Below are 19,147 nucleotides of genomic sequence, written 5' to 3' on the forward strand. Positions count from 1 at the left end.
CAAGCGGCGGCGCCCCGGGTGCGTGGTGTGCGGGCAATCGCAACGCCCACGGTCCAAACGCGACAGACAAGCCACCCGCATCATCGTCTACGTCATTTACCGGGGCGCAGGCGAGGCCACGGCCAGGCAGGATGGATAATCCCTGCACAGAAAAGGGAGCCCCCAAAAAAAACGGCCTGCGCAGGGCAGGCCGTTTTTTACACAGGCAGGGTCAGAACAGCTTGCGACCCTTGTTCGCCGCAATGCGCATGCGCAGGGCGTTGAGCTTGATGAAACCGGCCGCGTCGGCCTGGTTGTAGGCACCGCCGTCTTCTTCGAAGGTCGCGATGTTGGCATCGAACAGCGAGTCGTCGGACTTGCGCCCGGTCACGATCACGTTGCCCTTGTACAGCTTCAGGCGCACGACACCGTTCACGTTGACCTGGGAAGCATCGATCATCTGTTGCAGCATCAGACGCTCAGGGCTCCACCAGTAGCCGGTGTAGATCAGGCTGGCGTACTTGGGCATCAGCTCATCCTTGAGGTGAGCGACTTCACGGTCCAGGGTGATCGATTCGATGGCGCGGTGGGCGCGCAGCATGATGGTGCCGCCCGGGGTTTCGTAGCAACCACGGGACTTCATGCCGACGTAGCGGTTCTCGACGATGTCCAGACGGCCGATGCCGTGCTCGCCACCGATGCGGTTGAGGGTCGCCAGCACGGTGGCCGGGCTCATTTCCACGCCGTCCAGGGCGACGATATCGCCATTGCGGTAGGTCAGTTCCAGGTACTGCGGGGTATCCGGGGCCTTCTCCGGGGAGACGGTCCAGCGCCACATGTCTTCTTCGTGCTCGGTCCAGGTGTCTTCCAGCACGCCACCTTCATAGGAGATGTGCAGCAGGTTGGCGTCCATCGAGTACGGCGACTTCTTCTTGCCGTGACGCTCGATCGGGATCGCGTGCTTCTCGGCGTAGTCCATCAGTTTTTCGCGGGACAGCAGGTCCCATTCGCGCCACGGGGCGATGACTTTAACGCCTGGCTTGAGGGCGTAGGCACCCAGTTCGAAACGAACCTGGTCGTTGCCTTTGCCGGTGGCGCCGTGGGAAATGGCATCGGCGCCGGTTTCGTTGGCGATTTCGATCAGGCGCTTGGCGATCAGCGGACGGGCGATGGAAGTCCCCAGCAGGTACTCGCCTTCGTAGACGGTGTTGGCGCGGAACATCGGGAACACGAAGTCGCGGACGAACTCTTCGCGCAGGTCATCGATGTAGATCTCTTTGACGCCCATGGCCTGAGCCTTGGCGCGCGCAGGCTCGACTTCTTCGCCCTGCCCCAGGTCAGCGGTGAAGGTCACCACTTCGCAGTTATAAGTGTCCTGCAGCCACTTGAGGATCACCGAAGTGTCCAGGCCGCCGGAATACGCCAGAACGACCTTGTTTACGTCCGCCATGCCATCACTCCACGGGTTCTACGGAAAGCCGTGAAGTCTAACGTCCAACGCGGATAATTTACAGGGGCGCGACAGCTTATGACGACGAAGCGACAGATTATGTCGAACGCGCGACGACCACGCGGGATCAGGACGTGCGCGCAGTGGCCCCGGCAGGCGCCTTGGCCGGCGCAGCGGCGGGGGCCGGAACCTTGGCAGGCGCGGCGGCCGGTGCGGGTGGCGCAGGGGCCGGTTGCGCAGCCGGCACCGGTGCTGGTGTCGGTGCCTGGGCAGGCTCCACACGCGCCAGTTGCACGACCACGCGACGGTTCTTGGCCCGGTTGGCGGCGGTGGTGTTGGGCGCCAGAGGGTAACGCTCACCGTGGAAACGCACGGTGATCTGCGATTCCTGGAAACCGTTGGCCTTGAAGAATTCCTGCACGGCCAGGGCCCGGCGGCGCGACAGCTCACGGTTGGTCAGGCGGTTGCCGCTGTTGTCGGAGTGACCGTCAAGCTCGACATGATTGACGCTCGGGTCGGCCTTGATGAAGTCGAGCATCACCTGCAGTTGCGCCTTGGCACGGGCATCGAGCTCGATGGACTCGCCGGGAAATGCGATCTGGGTCTGCTTGATCTGTTCGAAGTTCTTTGGCAACAGTTTGGCCACGCAGCCCTGGTAATCATTGAAGGCCTTGTTGAAGCGCACCGGCAGCAAGCGGACTTCCGAGACGCGCCCGTCCTCGCTGTTGCGGCGCACCACCGGGCTGCGACCTTCCATCAGCCCGCTGATCAGTCGCCCGGCCTGGACCTGGGAACTGTTGAACAGCACGTCGCCGCTGCCGATCCTCACCGAACCCAGGTTGATGTCGCCGCGCCCCGGCTGCCAGGGTGAGGCCGCCGCCAGCAAGGTGGCGGAACCGCCGCCCAGCATTGGGTTGTAGGCCTTGAGACGGAACGTGGCCTGCTCGCCCGCCCGGCGCACGAATTCGCCGCTGCCGAAATCGGTGATCGGCTGGCTCAGCCGGCACTCGAACTTGTCGCCTTCGACCGTCCACTCAATGCTCTCCAGACGGGTCTGGAAAGTGAGCGCCATCGCGGGAAGGCTGGCAAACACACTGAGCAAGGCTAGATAACGCTGGCGCACGGGAGGCTCCACTGGCTTTATTACAAAGTTCGACACCTACTGAGAGTCTGACGCAGGTCCCAGGCACCCCACGGATTCGTGGCACACCTGTAGGGGCTATCGGTCGCCGGCGCCAGAACTTGATAGCGGGTGCCTGAATCGGTCTTTTCCGGTAGCATTCCCCAGAGTTTGACCCGCCTGGAAGCCCCCCAATGTCCGACCGCCTGACCCTGCTGCGTCCCGACGACTGGCATATTCATCTTCGCGATGGTGCTGTGTTGACCCATACCGTCGCCGATGTCGCGCGCACCTTCGGGCGCGCAATCATCATGCCTAACCTGGTTCCGCCGGTGCGCAACGCCGCCGAGGCCGATGGCTATCGCCAGCGCATCCTCGCAGCGCGCCCGGCTGGCAGCCGCTTCGAACCGCTGATGGTGCTGTACCTCACCGACCGCACCCAGCCCGAAGAGATCCGTGACGCCAAGGCCAGTGGCTTTGTCCACGCCGCCAAGCTGTACCCGGCCGGCGCGACCACCAACTCGGACTCCGGCGTCACCCGCATCGACACGATCTTCCCGGCGCTGGAGGCCATGGCCGAAGTCGGCATGCCGCTGCTGATCCACGGCGAAGTGACCCGCGGCGACATCGACGTCTTCGACCGCGAGAAAATCTTCATCGACGAGCACATGCGCCGCGTCGTGGAACGCTTCCCGACCCTCAAGGTGGTGTTCGAACACATCACCACCGGCGACGCCGTGCAGTTCGTCAACGAAGCCCCGGCCAACGTGGGCGCGACCATTACCGCGCATCACCTGCTGTACAACCGCAACCACATGCTGGTGGGCGGGATCCGGCCGCACTTCTATTGCCTGCCGATCCTCAAGCGCAACACTCATCAGCAAGCCTTGCTCGACGCCGCCACCAGCGGCAGCGCCAAGTTCTTCCTCGGCACGGACTCGGCGCCCCACGCCCGCCACGCCAAGGAAGCCGCCTGCGGTTGCGCCGGCTGCTACACCGCGTACGCCGCCATCGAGATGTATGCCGAGGCATTCGAGCAGCGCAATGCGCTGGACAAGCTCGAAGGCTTCGCCAGCCTGCACGGTCCGCGCTTCTACGGCCTGCCGGTGAACACCGATCGCATTACCCTGGTCCGCGACGAATGGACCGCCCCCGTCAGCCTGCCGTTCGGCGAGCAGACCGTCATCCCGCTGCGCGCCGGTGAAAAACTGCGCTGGCGCCTGCTGGAGGAAAACGCGTGAGTGAAGATCATTTCGACGACGAACTGGACGGCAATGGCGGTTCGGGCGGTGCCCGTCACCCGATGGCAGCCCGGTTCCGCGGCTACCTGCCGGTTGTCGTCGACGTAGAAACCGGCGGCTTCAACTCCGCCACCGATGCCCTGCTGGAAATCGCCGCGACGACCATCGGCATGGATGAAAAAGGCTTCGTGTTCCCGGATCACACCTATTTCTTCCGCGTCGAACCGTTCGAAGGTGCCAACGTCGAAGCCGCGGCCCTGGAGTTCACCGGGATCAAGCTTGACCACCCGTTGCGCATGGCCGTCAGCGAAGAGACGGCCCTGACCGACATCTTCCGCGGCGTGCGCAAGGCGTTGAAGGCCAACGGCTGCAAGCGCGCGATCCTGGTCGGGCATAACAGCAGCTTCGACCTGGGCTTCCTCAATGCCGCCGTCGCGCGCCTGGACATGAAGCGCAACCCGTTCCACCCGTTCTCCAGTTTCGACACGGCCACCCTCGCCGGCCTGGCGTACGGCCAGACCGTCCTGGCGAAAGCCTGCCAGGCCGCCGACATCGACTTCGATGGCCGCGAGGCCCACTCGGCCCGCTACGACACCGAGAAGACCGCCGAGCTGTTCTGCGGCATCGTCAATCGGTGGAAAGAGATGGGTGGCTGGCAGGATTTCGACGACTGACATCCGCCTGGCTTGGCTCTCTTGTGGCGAGGGGATTTATCCCCGTTGGACTGCGCAGCAGTCCCAGAAGGATGAGCCAGGCAAACTCAATTGGCAGGTTTGGGGGCCGCTTCGCGGCCCATCGGGGATAAATCCCCTCGCCACAGGATTGTGCTCTGCTTTAGAACACCCCCCAAAAAAAACCGGCCCATCAAGGGCCGGTTTTTTATGCCAGGTTCGCTTACAGCTTGTCGCTGTGCTCGCCCAGGTAAGCGGCAACGCCTTCAGGCGATGCGGTCATGCCCTTGTCGCCTTTTTTCCAGTTGGCTGGGCAGACTTCGCCGTGCTCTTCGTGGAATTGCAGAGCGTCGACCAGACGGATCAGCTCTTCCATGTTACGGCCCAGTGGCAGGTCGTTGATGATCTGCGAACGAACCACGCCTTTGTCGTCGATCAGGAACGCACCACGGAAAGCCACGCCACCTTCGGACTCAACGTCGTAGGCCTTGGCGATCTCGTGCTTCATGTCGGCAGCCATGGTGTATTTCACCTGGCCGATACCGCCATTGTTGATCGGGGTGTTGCGCCAGGCGTTGTGGGTGAAGTGCGAGTCGATCGAGACAGCGATCACTTCGACGTTGCGCGCCTTGAAGTCGTCCATGCGGTGATCCAGTGCGATCAGCTCGGACGGGCAGACGAAGGTGAAGTCCAGTGGGTAAAAGAACACCAGGCCGTATTTGCCTTTGATGGCCGAGGACAGGGTGAAGCTGTCGACGATTTCGCCGTTGCCGAGGACGGCTGGAACGGTGAAGTCAGGGGCTTGTTTGCCTACGAGTACGCTCATTGGATATCTCCTGGTGTAGTAACGTGAAAACAAGGTCCGGGCCAGCCTGTCACCCTCAGGCGACAGCCCTGTGACACGAACCCGCTTTGCAAGGACCGACCATCATACACCGGGCATTTGGACTGTCTTCAACGGTTTTTCCGCGACATTGAAAAATCAATGTTTCGCCTCATGATCGTGCAATGATCCTCGCGCAGAACCGTTCGTCAGGCAGGCACCGCTCTGGCCCGAGGGTTTCAGAAACCACTTTGACAATCATTCTCGTTAACATTAAGATCCGTCTCAATTGAGTCACAACCAGCGACGGTTCTCACTTATGTATGTATGCCTCTGCACTGGCGTCACCGACGGACAAATCCGCGAAGCAATCTACGAAGGTTGCTGCAGCTATCGCGAAGTCCGCCAGGCCACCGGCGTAGCCAGCCAATGCGGCAAATGTGCCTGCCTGGCCAAGGAAGTGGTACGTGAAACCCTCGCCAAGGTGCAGACGGCACAAGCCGCCATTCCCTACCCGGTAGAATTTACCGCCGCGTAATAAACAGCACTTCAAGGAACCGGACACCATGTCCGGTTTTTTTATGCCTGTAAATCAATTGGTTAGCGTCAAGACGCGGAACACAAACATTCTTATTCCGATTAATTTTCATTTATTATTCAATAACTTAGGTTTGACACTGGTCAATACGCGGCTCAAACTCTGCCCCATACACAGCTATTACAGGGCAGGCCTCATCATGAAAGGCGACATCACAGTCATCCAGCATCTCAACAAGATCCTTGCCAATGAACTGGTCGCGATCAACCAATACTTCCTGCATGCGCGCATGTACGAAGATTGGGGCCTGAACAAGCTGGGCAAGCACGAGTACCACGAATCCATCGACGAGATGAAGCACGCGGACAAGCTGATCAAGCGCATCCTGTTTCTCGAAGGCCTGCCGAACGTCCAGGACCTGGGCAAGCTGCACATCGGTGAACACACCCAGGAAATGCTGGAGTGCGACCTGCGCATCGAGCGCACCGGCCACGCCGATCTGAAAGCCGCCATCGCCCATTGTGAAAGCGTTGGCGACTTCGGTAGCCGCGAACTTTTGGAAGACATCCTCGAATCCGAGGAAGAGCACATCGACTGGCTGGAAACCCAATTGGGCCTGATCGATAAAGTGGGTCTTGAGAACTACCTGCAATCGCAGATGGGCGAAGAGTAACTTCCCCCGCCTGCCACTAAAAAGCCCCGCCCTCTTGTGAGAGGCGGGGCTTTTTATTGCCTGGACTTCCAGGCATGCCAAATCCAATGTGGGAGCGGGCTTGCTCGCGAAAGCGCTGGGTCAGCTTGCACAGATGTTGGATGTACCGGCCCCTTCGCGGGCGAGCCCGCTCCCACATGGTCCTTGTCCAACCACAATAGGTGCGGCAAACATGGACCATCGTAAATCAGGCTTCGGTCTTCTTCTCCGCAGCGGCTTGGACAGCTGCCTTGATCACATCCTGCAGCGAACCGTCAGCCGCCATCTCGGTCATGATGTCGCTGCCGCCAATCAACTCGCCACCCACCCACAGTTGCGGGAAGGTAGGCCAGTTGGCGTACTTCGGCAGGTTGGCACGAATTTCCGGGTTCTGCAGGATGTCTACGTAGGCGAACTTCTCGCCACATGCCATCACCGCCTGGGCAGCCTTGGCCGAGAAGCCGCATTGCGGAGCATTCGGCGCGCCTTTCATGTAGAGCAGGACGGTGTTGTTGGCAATCTGGTCTTTGATCGTTTCGATGATATCCATGGAGCACCTCGGCTTGAACTTCTGCGACTTAAGTCGTCGACACGGTGACGCATTGTAACGGAAAGCCGAGCACGCTGTCCCAGGGACAAATTCACGCAGCCGCGACCTTCACCGGTACGCCATTGAGTGCCGCGTTGCCGGACAACTCATCCAACTGGCACTCATCCGTCAGGTCGTTGGCACTGGAGCCCGGCTGGCCGCTGGCGATGCTCATCTGCACGCCTGGCCGGGCATGACCCCAACCGTGTGGCAGGCTGACCACGCCTTTCATCATGTCCGCGCTGCCCTGGACTTCCACTTCGATGGTGCCCACCCGGGAGCTGACTTTCACCCGCTGGCCATCGACCAGGCTGCGGCTGGCCAGGTCATCCGGGTGCATCAGCAGTTGATGACGTGGTTTGCCTTTCACCAGCCGATGGAAGTTGTGCATCCACGAATTATTGCTGCGCACATGACGACGGCCAATCATCAGCAACTCGTCCGGTGCGGGCGCCTGCACGGCGGCAAAGCGCTCGATATCGGCCAGGATCACGGCCGGCGCGGCCTGCACGCGCTGGTTTTCGGTCTTCAGCCGCCCCGCCAGGTTGGGCTTGAGCGCACCCAGGTCGATGCCATGGGGATGATCAAACAGCGTTGCCAGGGACAGCTTGTGTGGCGACGCATCGCCATACGCCCCCGCCCGCAAGCCGAAATCGATCATTTGCGCCGGCGGCAGGGTGGGCTTGAGTTCCTTGCCAGTCCTGGCGGCGAAGGCCTTGGCCAGGCCGACGAAAATTTCCCAATCGTGCAACGCGCCTTCGGGCTTGGGCAGGATCGCCCGGTTGAAACGGGTCACGTTGCGCACCGCGAACACATTGAACGTGGTGTCGTAATGGTCGTTTTCCAGCGCCGACGTCGAGGGCAGGATCAGGTCGGCGTACCGCGTGGTTTCGTTGATGTACAAGTCGACGCTGACCATGAACTCCAGGCCGTCGAGCGCCTGCTCCAATTGACGCCCGTTCGGCGTGGACAGCACCGGGTTGCCGGCCACGGTGACCAGCGCACGCACCTGGCCCTCTCCTTCGGTGAGCATCTCTTCGGCCAGGGCCGACACCGGCAACTCCCCGGCGTACTCGGGGCGCCCGGACACCCGGCTCTGCCAGCGGTTGAAATGCCCGCCCGACGTGGTCGCCACCAGATCCACCGCAGGCTCGGTGCACAAGGCCCCGCCCACGCGGTCAAGGTTGCCGGTGACCAGGTTGATCACCTGGATCAGCCACTGGCACAGCGTACCGAAGGCCTGGGTCGAAACGCCCATCCGCCCGTAGCAGACCGCTGATGGCGCGGCGGCGAAGTCCCGGGCCAACTGCCGGATCTGCGCCGCCGGCACCGCGCAGAGCGGGCTCATCGCTTGCGCCGTGAACCGCTCGACGGCTTCACGCACCCGATGAAGGTCGTCTACCGGCAGATGGCTGTCGCGGGTCAGGCCTTCATCGAACAAGGTATTGAGCAAGCCCAGCAGTAACGCAGCGTCGCCACCGGGGCGTACGAAGACATGCTGGTCGGCAATGGCGGCCGTCTCGCTGCGGCGTGGATCGACCACCACCACCTTGCCGCCACGGGCCTGGATGGCCTTGAGGCGTTTTTCCACGTCCGGCACGGTCATGATGCTGCCGTTGGACGCCAGCGGGTTGCCGCCCAGGATCAACATGAAATCGGTGTGGTCGATGTCCGGGATCGGGATCAGCAAGCCATGGCCGTACATCAGATGGCTGGTCAAGTGATGGGGCAACTGGTCTACCGACGTCGCCGAGAAACGGCTGCGGGTCTTCAACAGGCCGAGGAAATAGTTGCTGTGGGTCATCAGCCCGTAATTGTGCACGCTGGGGTTGCCCTGGTAGACCGCCACCGCGTTCTGGCCATGACGTGCCTGGATGTCCGCCAGGCGCTCGGCGACCAGGGCGAAGGCCGCGTCCCAGGCAATGGGCTGCCATTGGTTGCCGACCCGCTGCATGGGCTGGCGCAAGCGGTCCGGATCATTCTGGATATCCTGCAGGGCCACCGCCTTGGGGCAGATATGGCCCCGGCTGAAGCTGTCCAGCGCATCCCCCTTGATCGAGGTGATCGCCAGGCCCTGGCCTTCGGTTTCGGTGGTTTCGAGGGTCAAGCCACAAATGGCTTCGCACAGATGGCACGCACGGTGGTGAAGAGTCTTGGTCATGGCCAGCCTCTGTTTTATTCGTAGCGGGCACTGTCGGCCGCGGGAACAAAACTATGGCGCGTGATCCCCGGCGGCGCCAGCGACGTTCGTCCTGTGAATTGGCGGGCATCAGGCCCGCCGATGAAGTGCCGTCAAGACCGGTCGGGCGGCGGTGCCAGCAACTGGATCTCCTCGACGGTTTCCACCAGTTCCTGAGTGATCGGGTCGCCGGTCAACTCGCCAATCAGCCGCCAGTGTTCATCGATGCCGCCGCTGATGGTGGCCATGCGATCGATCATTCGACGGGCCGCCGCCTTGGTTACCTCATCCTCGCTGCGCAGCAACTCGAATGACATGGACGTCACCGAAGCGGTCAGGTGCGTCAGCGTGCGTGCCGTCAGCCCTAGCAATTCCATCAGTTGCTGCTCTTTCGAATCCATTTCGGGGCTCCTGTGTCACGCGGGGTTCATTTATAACCCAGGCCCTTGCATTAGGAAATGTTTCACAGCCACCGGTGGGCGGGTGGGCGCCTGCCCGGGGCGGCGAAACGCTCTTCCGGGTCGCCCAAGCCCCGTCCCGCTTGATTGCCAAGCGACGCGACGGCAGTGTACAAAGAGGCGCTGCTGTCAGGAAAACGGCCCCCAACCCGCCATCGCAACCCCGGCGATGGCCTCGCTGAATCCCCAAAAACCGTAGCCCTATTGGTAAGACGCGACATTTAATGTCAATATCGCGCCTTCCCCTATTTTCGTCGCCCCGTGCGGCTTTTGCCGCAGGTCTCGCCCGTTTTTCCCTAAACAAGGCTTTGAGCATCTGCGGTCAGTAACAAAAAGGTAGTCAATCATGAGCGCAAGGCACTTTCTCTCCCTGATGGATTTCACGCCCGACGAGTTGCTCGGCGTGATCCGTCGAGGCGTGGAGCTCAAGGACCTGCGTAACCGCGGCGTACTGTTCGAGCCCTTGAAAAACCGCGTGCTGGGGATGATCTTCGAGAAATCATCGACCCGCACCCGCATCTCTTTCGAAGCTGGCATGATCCAACTCGGCGGCCAGGCGATCTTCCTGTCGCCGCGTGACACTCAACTGGGCCGTGGCGAACCCATCAGCGATTGCGCCATCGTCATGTCGAGCATGCTGGATGCGGTGATGATCCGCACCTTTGCCCACAGCACCCTGACCGAGTTCGCGGCCCATTCCCGCGTGCCGGTGATCAACGGTCTGTCCGATGACCTGCACCCCTGCCAACTGCTGGCCGACATGCAGACCTTCCTCGAGCACCGTGGCTCGATCCAGGGCAAGACCGTGGCCTGGATCGGCGATGGCAACAACATGTGCAACAGCTATATAGAAGCGGCGCTGCAATTCGACTTCCAACTGCGCATTGCCTGCCCCGAAGGCTACGATCCCGACGCCAGGCTGGTCGCCAAGGCCGGGGACCGGGTGACAATTGTCCGCGATCCGAAACTGGCCGTGGCCGGCGCGCACCTGGTGAGCACCGACGTCTGGACCTCCATGGGCCAGGAAGAAGAAACCGCCAAGCGCCTGGAGCTGTTCGCGCCGCTGCAGGTCAACCGCGCCCTGCTCGACCTGGCGGATGCCGACGTGCTGTTTATGCATTGCCTGCCGGCCCACCGTGGCGAAGAAATCAGCGTCGACCTGCTGGACGACCCGCGCTCGGTGGCCTGGGACCAGGCAGAGAACCGCCTTCATGCACAGAAGGCCCTGCTGGAGTTCCTGGTCGAGCCGGCGTACCGCCACGCATGAGCCAGCCCCTGCTACTGAATCTGCACAACCTGGCGTGTGGTTACCAGGACCAACGGGTTGTGCAGAACCTCAACCTGCACCTCAATGCCGGTGACATCGGTTGCCTGCTCGGTTCGTCTGGCTGCGGCAAGACCACCACGTTGCGGGCCATTGCCGGTTTCGAGCCGGTGCACGAAGGCGAGATCCAACTGGCCGGGCAAACCCTCTCCCGCGCCGGTTTCACCCTCGCCCCGGAAAAACGCCGCATCGGCATGGTGTTCCAGGACTATGCGTTGTTCCCCCACCTGAGTGTGAGCGAGAACATTGCCTTTGGCATTCGCAAGCATCCGAGCAAGGCGCGGGTAGTGGAGGAACTGCTGGAGTTGGTGAACCTGAAGAACCTTGGCGGGCGTTTTCCCCATGAGCTCTCCGGCGGCCAGCAACAGCGCGTCGCCCTGGCCCGCGCGCTGGCACCCGAGCCACAGCTGCTGTTGCTCGACGAACCGTTCTCCAACCTCGACGGCGAGTTGCGACGCAAACTCAGCCATGAGGTCCGGGCCATCCTCAAGGCCCGCGGCACCAGCGCGATCCTGGTCACCCACGATCAGGAAGAAGCGTTTGCCGTGAGCGACCATGTCGGGGTGTTCAAGGAAGGTCGACTGGAACAGTGGGACACGCCCTACAACCTCTATCACGAACCCCTGACGCCCTTCGTGGCCAGCTTCATCGGACAGGGTTATTTCATCCGTGGCCGCCTCGAAAGCCCCGAGTCGGTGCAGACCGAGCTGGGCATCCTGCGCGGTAACCGGGCCTACACCTGGCCGATTGGCGCCGCGGTGGACGCATTGCTGCGACCGGACGACATCGTCTACGCCCCGGACAGCCCGCTCACCGCCCAGATCGTCGACAAGACATTCCTGGGCGCATCGACCTTGTATCGCCTGCAATTACCGACGGGCGCCCAACTGGAGTCGATCTTCCCGAGCCATGCCGACCACCAGGTCGGCGCCCGTGTCGGTATCCGCGTGGCGGCAGAGCACCTGGTGCTGTTCCAGGCCTCGGGCAGCACGGCGGCGCATCTGCCTGCGGTGGAAAGCGGCGTGCGGCGGTACAGCGCAACCCACTGATCATCGATTGTTTGGATGGCTTTGTGGCGAGGGAGCTTGCTCCCGCTGGGGCGCGTAGTGGCCCCAAAAAACATGCGAGCACTGCGCACTCGAGCGCGAGCTTGCTCCCTCGCCACGCAAGCGCTTTCGCACTGATCAGCCCAGTGAAAGGGTCCCGCTGGCCACCAACCTCGCGTCGCCGCCAATCCGCACCCGCTCCCCTTCCAGCCGGCAGAACAGGGCCCCGCCCCGGGCCGAACACTGGTAGGCCGTCAGCCCTCGCTTGCCCAGGCGCTTGGACCAGTAGGGAATCAGGCTGCAATGGGTCGAACCGGTCACCGGGTCTTCGTTGATGCCAATCGCCGGGGCGAAATAGCGCGAGACGAAATCATGCTTGCTGCCCGGCGCGGTCACGATCGCGCCCGGCCAAGGCAGTTTTGCCAGAGCGGCCATGTCCGGCTTGCAATCGAGCACCGCCTGCTCCGACTCCAGCACCACGAACAGCTCATTGGAGCTCAGCACGTCCACCGCTTCGACGTTCAGCGCGCTCTGGACCGCCAGGGACACACCCAGCTCGGTAGGCACGATGGCCGGGAAGTCCAGCCATAAGCGGCCCTGGTCGCGGGTGACACTCAATGGACCGGACCGGCAAGTGAACTCCAGGCGCTCTGCGGTTTCGTGGTAGACCTCGAACAGCACATGGGCACTGGCCAGCGTCGCGTGCCCGCACAGTGGGACTTCCGTGGTGGGCGTGAACCAGCGGATATGCCACTGCTGGCCTTCACGCACCACAAACGCGGTTTCCGCCAGGTTGTGCTCGGCGGCGATCTTCTGCATCAAATCATCGGCGAGCCAGGCGTCGAGCCGATAGACCATCGCCGGGTTGCCGCCAAACGGGCGATCACTGAACGCATCGACCTGATGAAACGCAAGCTGCATGGCCCTTCTCCTTTTTATTGATGCGCCAGCATGAAGGGCGGCAACGGTGGTATCCAGTGACAGATCAGCAGAATTTTCACCCTACACCGCATGCGCCCCTGACAAGCAGGCTAGCCTCCGCTTGGACGCTGTGCTCATCCTGGAATCAGGCGCGGCCGATCTCGGCGAACTTCGCCCCGGTGTGTTCTGCCAGTACCGAAGGCGCCAGCTCCACTTCCAGCCCGCGCCTGCCGGCACTGACGAAGATGCTGTCGAACTGTTCAGCAGACGTATCGATGAACGTGCGCAGGCGCTTCTTCTGCCCCAGCGGGCTGATGCCGCCGAGCAAATACCCGGTCGAACGCTGTGCCGCCGCCGGGTCGGCCATCTCCACTTTCTTCACGCCTGCCGCGTGGGCCAGGCCTTTCAGGTCCAGGCTGCCTGCCACCGGCACAACCGCCACCAGCAGCTCACCTTTTTCACTGGCGGCCAGCAATGTCTTGAACACCTGGGCCGGCTCCAGTCCAAGTTTTTCCGCCGCTTCCAGGCCGTAGGACGCTGCCTTGGGGTCGTGTTCATAACTGTGGATACGATGTTCGGCGCGCACTTTCTTCAACAGATCCAACGCGGGGGTCATGACCGCTCCTGACAGGGAAATCAAAAAGAGTGGATGGATTCTAAGCCATCACTGGCCAAAAGGCTGTGGGCCGCAGTGTCGCTGTCGATGAGGGCTTGGCAAAGAAGCAGACATTCACGCCACGAATAGTTGAAATGTGACCGACGGTTCACTTTCGACCTTTGACACCAGCGTTTCTTGTCTATATTTTTTCGAAACTGAAAGCCATAACGCATGTCTCAAGCAACAACCCGAGGCCAAGGACTGCATCCTGCCTCGGCGGAAATCGCGCTGTAGAGCTTGCTCGAACGCGCCCGGAAAAAAACAAAAACCGAGGTTCGAATGACCATTGCTTCACAACAGCCGTCCCTTTCCAGCCAATGCCTGGCCGAATTCCTGGGGACAGCGCTATTGATCTTCTTCGGGACCGGTTGCGTTGCAGCGCTCAAGGTCGCGGGTGCGAGTTTCGGCTTGTGGGAAATCAGCATCATCTGGGGCGTCGGCGTCAGCATGGCGATCTACCTCAGCGCAGGCATCTCCGGCGCGCACCTGAACCCTGCCGTCAGCGTCGCCCTGTGCCTCTTCACTGACTTCGAAAAGCGCAAGCTGCCCTTCTATATCATCTGCCAGGTCGCCGGCGCCTTCTGCGGCGCGTTGCTGGTGTACACGCTGTACAGCAACCTGTTCTTCGATTTCGAACAGTCGCGACACATGATCCGTGGCACCGAGGCGAGCCTCGAGCTGGCGTCGGTATTCTCCACTTATCCACATCCGGCCCTCTCCACTGGCCAGGCCTTCGTGGTGGAAATGATCATCACCGCCATCCTGATGGGGGTGATTATGTCCCTCACCGATGATAACAATGGCTTGCCCCGCGGCCCGCTGGCGCCGTTGTTGATCGGCCTGTTGATTGCGGTGATCGGTAGTTCGATGGGGCCGTTGACCGGCTTCGCGATGAACCCGGCTCGGGACTTCGGCCCTAAACTGATGACTTTCGTCACAGGCTGGGGTGAAATTTCCCTCACCGGTGGGCGCGACATCCCATACTTCCTGGTTCCGATTTTTGCACCGCTGTTGGGTGCATGCCTGGGTGCTGCGGCCTATCGCGGGCTGATTGCCCGCCATCTGCCCAGCACCACGACAGCTATAAAGGATGCAGAACCGGCCATTGACGGCAAGCCCAGAACATCCTGAAAACAGTCGGCGCACGCTCCTGCCCGTTCGAGCGTGCGCCATGGCCTCAGCCCTTATTTTCGTCCCAAGGCAATCGACATGACCGACCTCCAGAACAAGAACTACATCATTGCCCTCGACCAGGGTACGACCAGCTCGCGCGCGATCATTTTCGACCGTGACGCCAACGTGGTCTGCATCGCCCAGCGCGAATTCGCCCAGCACTACCCCCAGGCCGGCTGGGTCGAACACGACCCGATGGAAATCTTCGCCACCCAGAGCGGCGTGATGGTCGAAGCCCTGGCCCAGGCCGGCCTGCACCATGACCAGGTAGCTGCCATCGGCATCACCAACCAGCGCGAGACGACAGTGGTCTGGGACAAGACCACCGGCCGGCCGATCTACAACGCCGTCGTCTGGCAATGCCGTCGCAGCACTGAAATCTGCCAGCAGCTCAAGCGCGACGGCCACGAGCAATACATCAGCGACACCACCGGCCTGGTGACCGACCCGTACTTCTCCGGCACCAAACTCAAGTGGATCCTGGACAACGTCGAAGGCAGCCGCGAGCGTGCCCGCAACGGCGAGTTGCTGTTCGGCACCGTCGACAGCTGGCTCATCTGGAAATTCACCGGCGGCAAGGTCCACGTCACCGACTACACCAACGCCTCGCGCACCATGCTCTTCAACATCCATACGCTGGAGTGGGATGCGAAGATGCTCGAGATCCTCGACATCCCCCGGGAAATGCTCCCGGAAGTGAAGTCGTCCTCAGAGATCTACGGCCGCACCAAGAGTGGCATCGCCATCGGCGGTATCGCCGGCGACCAGCAGGCCGCCCTCTTCGGCCAGATGTGCGTGGAGCCGGGCCAGGCGAAAAACACCTACGGCACCGGCTGCTTCTTGCTGATGAACACCGGGAACAAGGCGGTCAAGTCCAATCACGGCATGCTCACCACCATCGGTTGCGGCCCACGCGGCGAGGTCGCCTACGCCCTCGAAGGCGCGGTGTTCAATGGCGGCTCCACGGTGCAGTGGTTGCGCGATGAGCTGAAAATCATCAACGACGCCCTGGACACCGAATACTTTGCCAACAAGGTCAAGGACAGCAACGGTGTGTACCTGGTGCCGGCCTTCACCGGCCTGGGCGCGCCGTACTGGGACCCCTATGCCCGGGGCGCGTTGTTTGGCCTGACCCGGGGCGTGCGGGTCGATCACATCATCCGTGCGGCGCTGGAGTCCATCGCCTACCAGACGCGCGACGTGCTCGATGCCATGCAACAGGACTCCGGTGAGCGCCTCAAGGCCCTGCGTGTGGACGGCGGCGCGGTGGCGAACAACTTCCTGATGCAGTTCCAGGCCGACATCCTGGGCACACGGGTCGAGCGTCCGAAAATGCGCGAAACCACCGCCTTGGGCGCGGCCTACCTGGCCGGCCTGGCGTGCGGTTTCTGGGGCAGCCTGGAAGAGCTGCGCGGCAAGGCAGTGATCGAGCGCGAATTCGAACCGCAACTGGACGAACCGGCGAAGGAAAAGCTCTACGCCGGCTGGCAGAAAGCGGTCAGCCGCACCCGCGACTGGGAACCCCACGAAGACGCCGAATAAGCCGACCCTGAGCAACACCTGGGTCTGAACTGGTCGGGAGCAGATTCCTGCGGCATCATGGGCATATTTCGGCAGCCCAAAGGACGCCCATGAATCTGCCTCCCCGTCAGCAGCAAATCCTCGAACTGGTCCGCGAACGCGGCTACGTCAGCATCGAGGAAATGGCGCAGTTGTTCGTTGTAACCCCGCAAACCATCCGCCGAGACATCAATCAACTGGCGGAAGCCAACCTGTTGCGCCGCTACCACGGCGGCGCCGCCTACGATTCCAGCGTGGAAAACACCGCCTACGCCATGCGCGCCGACCAGATGCGCGACGAGAAGCAGCGCATCGCCGAAGCCATTGCCGCCCAGATCCCCGATCACGCCTCGCTGTTCATCAACATCGGCACCACCACCGAATCCATCGCCCGGGCCCTGCTCAATCACAACCACTTGAAGGTCATCACCAACAACCTGCACGTGGCATCGATCCTCAGTGCCAAGGACGATTTCGAAGTCCTGGTCGCCGGCGGCAACGTGCGACGAGACGGTGGCGTAGTGGGCCAGGCCAGCGTCGATTTCATCAACCAGTTCAAGGTCGATTTCGCCTTGGTGGGCATCAGCGGCATCGATGAGGATGGCAGCCTGCTGGATTTCGATTACCAGGAAGTGCGGGTGTCCCAGGCGATCATCGCCAACGCCCGGCAAGTGCTGCTGGCGGCCGACTCCAGCAAGTTCGGGCGCAATGCCATGGTTCGCCTGGGCCCGATCAGCCTCATCGACTGCCTGGTGACCGACCAGCAACCGGTGCCAGCCCTGGTGCAGTTGCTGAGCCAGCACAAGATTCGACTGGAAGTGGTTTAACCCCTCCCCCAATACCCTGTGGCGAGGGGATTTATCCCCGTTGGGCTGCGCAGCAGCCCCCTTCAGTCATTCAGCTTGTCTGAGATACCGAATCGCCGGGTTTAGGCCTGATTCGCGAGCCAGCGGGGATAAATCCCCTCGCCACAAGTGCACGCCGCGCCTTGAGCGTTATTTTTATGTTCGAAAATTTTCCTTTCAGCTTCCCTTGATCAGTTTTTTCAATCGAAATCGACTGGCCGTTGCTGTCCTTATGGGCTAGTATTTTCGCAAATGAACATTAATGTTCGAATTCAAATATTACGAAAAAAAGCCCGAGGCCAGCCGATGCCCACTTCTACCTTGCCTACGCCCCCTCTCGCCGAGGTTTACGATGTCGCCGTGATTGGCGGCGGTATCAACGGCGTGGGGATTGCCGCGGACGCTGCCGGTCGCGGTCTTTCGGTGTTCCTTTGCGAAAAGGACGATCTGGCCAGCCACACGTCGTCGGCCAGCAGTAAATTGATTCATGGCGGCCTGCGCTACCTCGAACATTACGAGTTCCGCCTGGTGCGCGAGGCACTGGCCGAACGCGAGGTGTTGCTGGCCAAGGCGCCGCACATCGTCAAGCAAATGCGCTTCGTGCTGCCCCACCGCCCGCACTTGCGTCCGGCGTGGATGATTCGCGCCGGCCTGTTCCTCTACGATCACCTCGGCAAGCGTGAACAGCTCGCCGGCTCCAAGAGCTTGAAATTCGGTGCCGACAGCGCACTGAAAAGCGAGATCACCAAAGGCTTCGAATACTCCGACTGCTGGGTCGACGACGCTCGATTGGTCGTGCTCAACGCCATGGCCGCCCGGGAAAAAGGCGCCCATATCCACACCCGCACCCGTTGCGTGAACGCCCGTCGCAGCAAAGGCCTGTGGCACCTGCACCTGGAACGTGCCGACGGCAGCCTGTTTTCGATTCGCGCCAAGGCACTGGTGAATGCCGCTGGCCCGTGGGTGGCCAAGTTCATTCGCGATGACCTGAAGATGGAATCGCCCTACGGCATCCGCCTGATCCAGGGCAGCCACCTGATCGTGCCGAAACTCTATGAAGGCGAACATGCGCACATTCTTCAAAACGAAGACCAACGCATCGTGTTCACCATTCCGTACCTGAACCAGTTCACCCTGATCGGCACCACCGATCGCGAATACACCGGCGATCCGGCCAACGTGGCCATCACTGAAGGCGAAACCGATTACCTGCTGAAAGTGGTCAACGCCCACTTCAAGAAACAGCTCAGCCGCGACGACATCCTGCACAGCTATTCCGGCGTGCGTCCGCTGTGCAACGACGAATCCGACAACCCGTCGGCCGTGACCCGGGACTACACCCTGGCGCTCTCCGGCGGTGGCGAAGAAGCCCCCTTGCTCTCGGTGTTCGGTGGCAAGCTGACCACCTACCGCAAGCTGGCCGAGTCGGCCATGGCGCAACTGGCTCCGTACTTCACCCAGATGCGCCCGAGCTGGACCGCCGTCGCCACGCTTCCTGGCGGCGAAAACATGACCACCCCGCAAGCGCTGTGCTCGGCCATCCGCGACAAGTTCGACTGGCTGCCCACCGACATCGCCCGGCGCTGGGCCACCACCTATGGCAGCCGCACCTGGCGCATGCTGGAAGGCGTACAGACGCTCGCCGACCTGGGCGAACACCTCGGCGGCGGCCTCTATACCCGCGAAGTCGACTATCTGTGCAGCGATGAGTGGGCCGTCGACGCCCAGGACATCCTCTGGCGTCGTAGCAAGCTGGGCCTGTTCACCACTGCGGCCGAACAGCAAAAGCTTCAGCAGTACCTGGAAAAGGTCGAGCACAACCGCCGCAAGATCGAAGCGGCCTGAAGGCAAGACTGCAATGACCCAAGCCCCTGAATCATG

Annotated in this window: 18 protein-coding genes; 10 read left to right on the forward strand and 8 right to left on the reverse strand. The window is 61.7% G+C overall.

All coding sequences use genetic code 11. The features are described 5' to 3' along the window. Window positions 1-211: 211 nt before the first annotated feature. Window positions 212-1,429 carry an argininosuccinate synthase gene (locus tag KI241_RS21030; RefSeq protein WP_024779511.1) on the reverse strand — a complete coding sequence of 406 codons (1,218 nt, stop codon included), beginning with the start codon at window positions 1,427-1,429 and terminating at the stop codon, window positions 212-214. Window positions 1,430-1,556: 127 nt separating this feature from the next. Further along, window positions 1,557-2,552 carry an OmpA family protein gene (locus KI241_RS21035; RefSeq protein ID WP_047736610.1) on the reverse strand — a complete coding sequence of 332 codons (996 nt, stop codon included), beginning with the start codon at window positions 2,550-2,552 and terminating at the stop codon, window positions 1,557-1,559. Window positions 2,553-2,743: 191 nt separating this feature from the next. Here KI241_RS21035 and pyrC point away from each other — a divergent pair, with 191 nt between their 5' ends. Further along, window positions 2,744-3,790 (forward strand): dihydroorotase, encoded by a 1,047-nt coding sequence (gene pyrC, locus KI241_RS21040; RefSeq protein ID WP_212802958.1) that lies wholly within the window; start codon window positions 2,744-2,746, stop codon window positions 3,788-3,790. Continuing rightward, a complete protein-coding gene (gene rnt, locus KI241_RS21045) occupies window positions 3,787-4,464 on the forward strand; it encodes a ribonuclease T (protein ID WP_003204947.1) in 678 nt (225 codons plus the stop codon). Before pyrC ends, rnt begins: the two co-directional genes overlap by 4 nt. 220 nt (window positions 4,465-4,684) lie before the next feature. Here the strand turns inward: rnt and KI241_RS21050 are convergent, their stop codons facing one another. Next, window positions 4,685-5,287: a peroxiredoxin gene (locus KI241_RS21050; RefSeq protein ID WP_042729349.1), complete on the reverse strand. Its 603-nt coding sequence runs from the start codon at window positions 5,285-5,287 to the stop codon at window positions 4,685-4,687. A 316-nt stretch (window positions 5,288-5,603) separates the two neighbouring features. On the opposite strand from KI241_RS21050, the gene KI241_RS21055 reads away from it, so the two are divergent. Further along, on the forward strand, window positions 5,604-5,822 hold the full coding sequence (locus KI241_RS21055) for a bacterioferritin-associated ferredoxin (protein ID WP_042729348.1): 219 nt from the start codon (window positions 5,604-5,606) through the stop codon (window positions 5,820-5,822). Between the two features lie 199 nt (window positions 5,823-6,021). Beyond that, on the forward strand, window positions 6,022-6,495 hold the full coding sequence (gene bfr, locus KI241_RS21060; protein ID WP_042729347.1) for a bacterioferritin: 474 nt from the start codon (window positions 6,022-6,024) through the stop codon (window positions 6,493-6,495). Between the two features lie 226 nt (window positions 6,496-6,721). On the opposite strand, the gene grxD is transcribed toward bfr, so the two are convergent. The 3 genes from grxD to KI241_RS21075 all read right to left on the reverse strand — a co-directional run bounded on the left by grxD (window position 6,722) and on the right by KI241_RS21075 (window position 9,682). Further along, window positions 6,722-7,063, reverse strand: coding sequence for a Grx4 family monothiol glutaredoxin (grxD, locus tag KI241_RS21065; RefSeq protein WP_042730403.1), 342 nt, complete (start codon window positions 7,061-7,063; stop codon window positions 6,722-6,724). Window positions 7,064-7,154: 91 nt separating this feature from the next. Further along, window positions 7,155-9,263 carry a molybdopterin oxidoreductase family protein gene (locus tag KI241_RS21070; RefSeq protein WP_212802959.1) on the reverse strand — a complete coding sequence of 703 codons (2,109 nt, stop codon included), beginning with the start codon at window positions 9,261-9,263 and terminating at the stop codon, window positions 7,155-7,157. A gap of 131 nt (window positions 9,264-9,394) precedes the next feature. Then, window positions 9,395-9,682: a hypothetical protein gene (locus KI241_RS21075; protein ID WP_042730401.1), complete on the reverse strand. Its 288-nt coding sequence runs from the start codon at window positions 9,680-9,682 to the stop codon at window positions 9,395-9,397. 403 nt (window positions 9,683-10,085) lie between these two features. Between KI241_RS21075 and argF the strand changes: the two genes are divergently transcribed. Continuing rightward, window positions 10,086-11,006 (forward strand): ornithine carbamoyltransferase, encoded by a 921-nt coding sequence (gene argF, locus KI241_RS21080; protein WP_042730400.1) that lies wholly within the window; start codon window positions 10,086-10,088, stop codon window positions 11,004-11,006. Continuing rightward, window positions 11,003-12,112 carry an ABC transporter ATP-binding protein gene (locus tag KI241_RS21085; protein WP_042730399.1) on the forward strand — a complete coding sequence of 370 codons (1,110 nt, stop codon included), beginning with the start codon at window positions 11,003-11,005 and terminating at the stop codon, window positions 12,110-12,112. The genes argF and KI241_RS21085 overlap by 4 nt, the downstream gene beginning before the upstream one ends. 135 nt (window positions 12,113-12,247) lie before the next feature. On the opposite strand, the gene KI241_RS21090 is transcribed toward KI241_RS21085, so the two are convergent. After that, on the reverse strand, window positions 12,248-13,030 hold the full coding sequence (locus KI241_RS21090) for a PhzF family phenazine biosynthesis protein (RefSeq protein WP_047736614.1): 783 nt from the start codon (window positions 13,028-13,030) through the stop codon (window positions 12,248-12,250). A 145-nt stretch (window positions 13,031-13,175) separates the two neighbouring features. Then, window positions 13,176-13,646, reverse strand: coding sequence for a Cys-tRNA(Pro) deacylase (gene ybaK, locus KI241_RS21095; protein WP_047736617.1), 471 nt, complete (start codon window positions 13,644-13,646; stop codon window positions 13,176-13,178). A gap of 321 nt (window positions 13,647-13,967) precedes the next feature. On the opposite strand from ybaK, the gene KI241_RS21100 reads away from it, so the two are divergent. From KI241_RS21100 to glpD, 4 genes are all read left to right on the forward strand, one after another. Next, window positions 13,968-14,819, forward strand: a complete 852-nt coding sequence (locus KI241_RS21100) for an MIP/aquaporin family protein (RefSeq protein WP_042730396.1) — start codon at window positions 13,968-13,970, stop codon at window positions 14,817-14,819. 78 nt (window positions 14,820-14,897) lie between these two features. Beyond that, window positions 14,898-16,403 (forward strand): glycerol kinase GlpK, encoded by a 1,506-nt coding sequence (gene glpK / locus KI241_RS21105; protein WP_042730395.1) that lies wholly within the window; start codon window positions 14,898-14,900, stop codon window positions 16,401-16,403. Window positions 16,404-16,492: 89 nt separating this feature from the next. Then, window positions 16,493-17,248, forward strand: coding sequence for a DeoR/GlpR family transcriptional regulator (locus KI241_RS21110; RefSeq protein WP_042730394.1), 756 nt, complete (start codon window positions 16,493-16,495; stop codon window positions 17,246-17,248). Window positions 17,249-17,572: 324 nt separating this feature from the next. After that, on the forward strand, window positions 17,573-19,111 hold the full coding sequence (gene glpD / locus KI241_RS21115) for a glycerol-3-phosphate dehydrogenase (RefSeq protein ID WP_123578451.1): 1,539 nt from the start codon (window positions 17,573-17,575) through the stop codon (window positions 19,109-19,111). The last annotated feature ends 36 nt before the right edge of the window (window positions 19,112-19,147 follow it).

It is taken from the genome of Pseudomonas sp. Cab53, from assembly GCF_018325965.1.
In the GTDB taxonomy this organism is placed as follows: domain Bacteria; phylum Pseudomonadota; class Gammaproteobacteria; order Pseudomonadales; family Pseudomonadaceae; genus Aquipseudomonas; species Aquipseudomonas chlororaphis_E.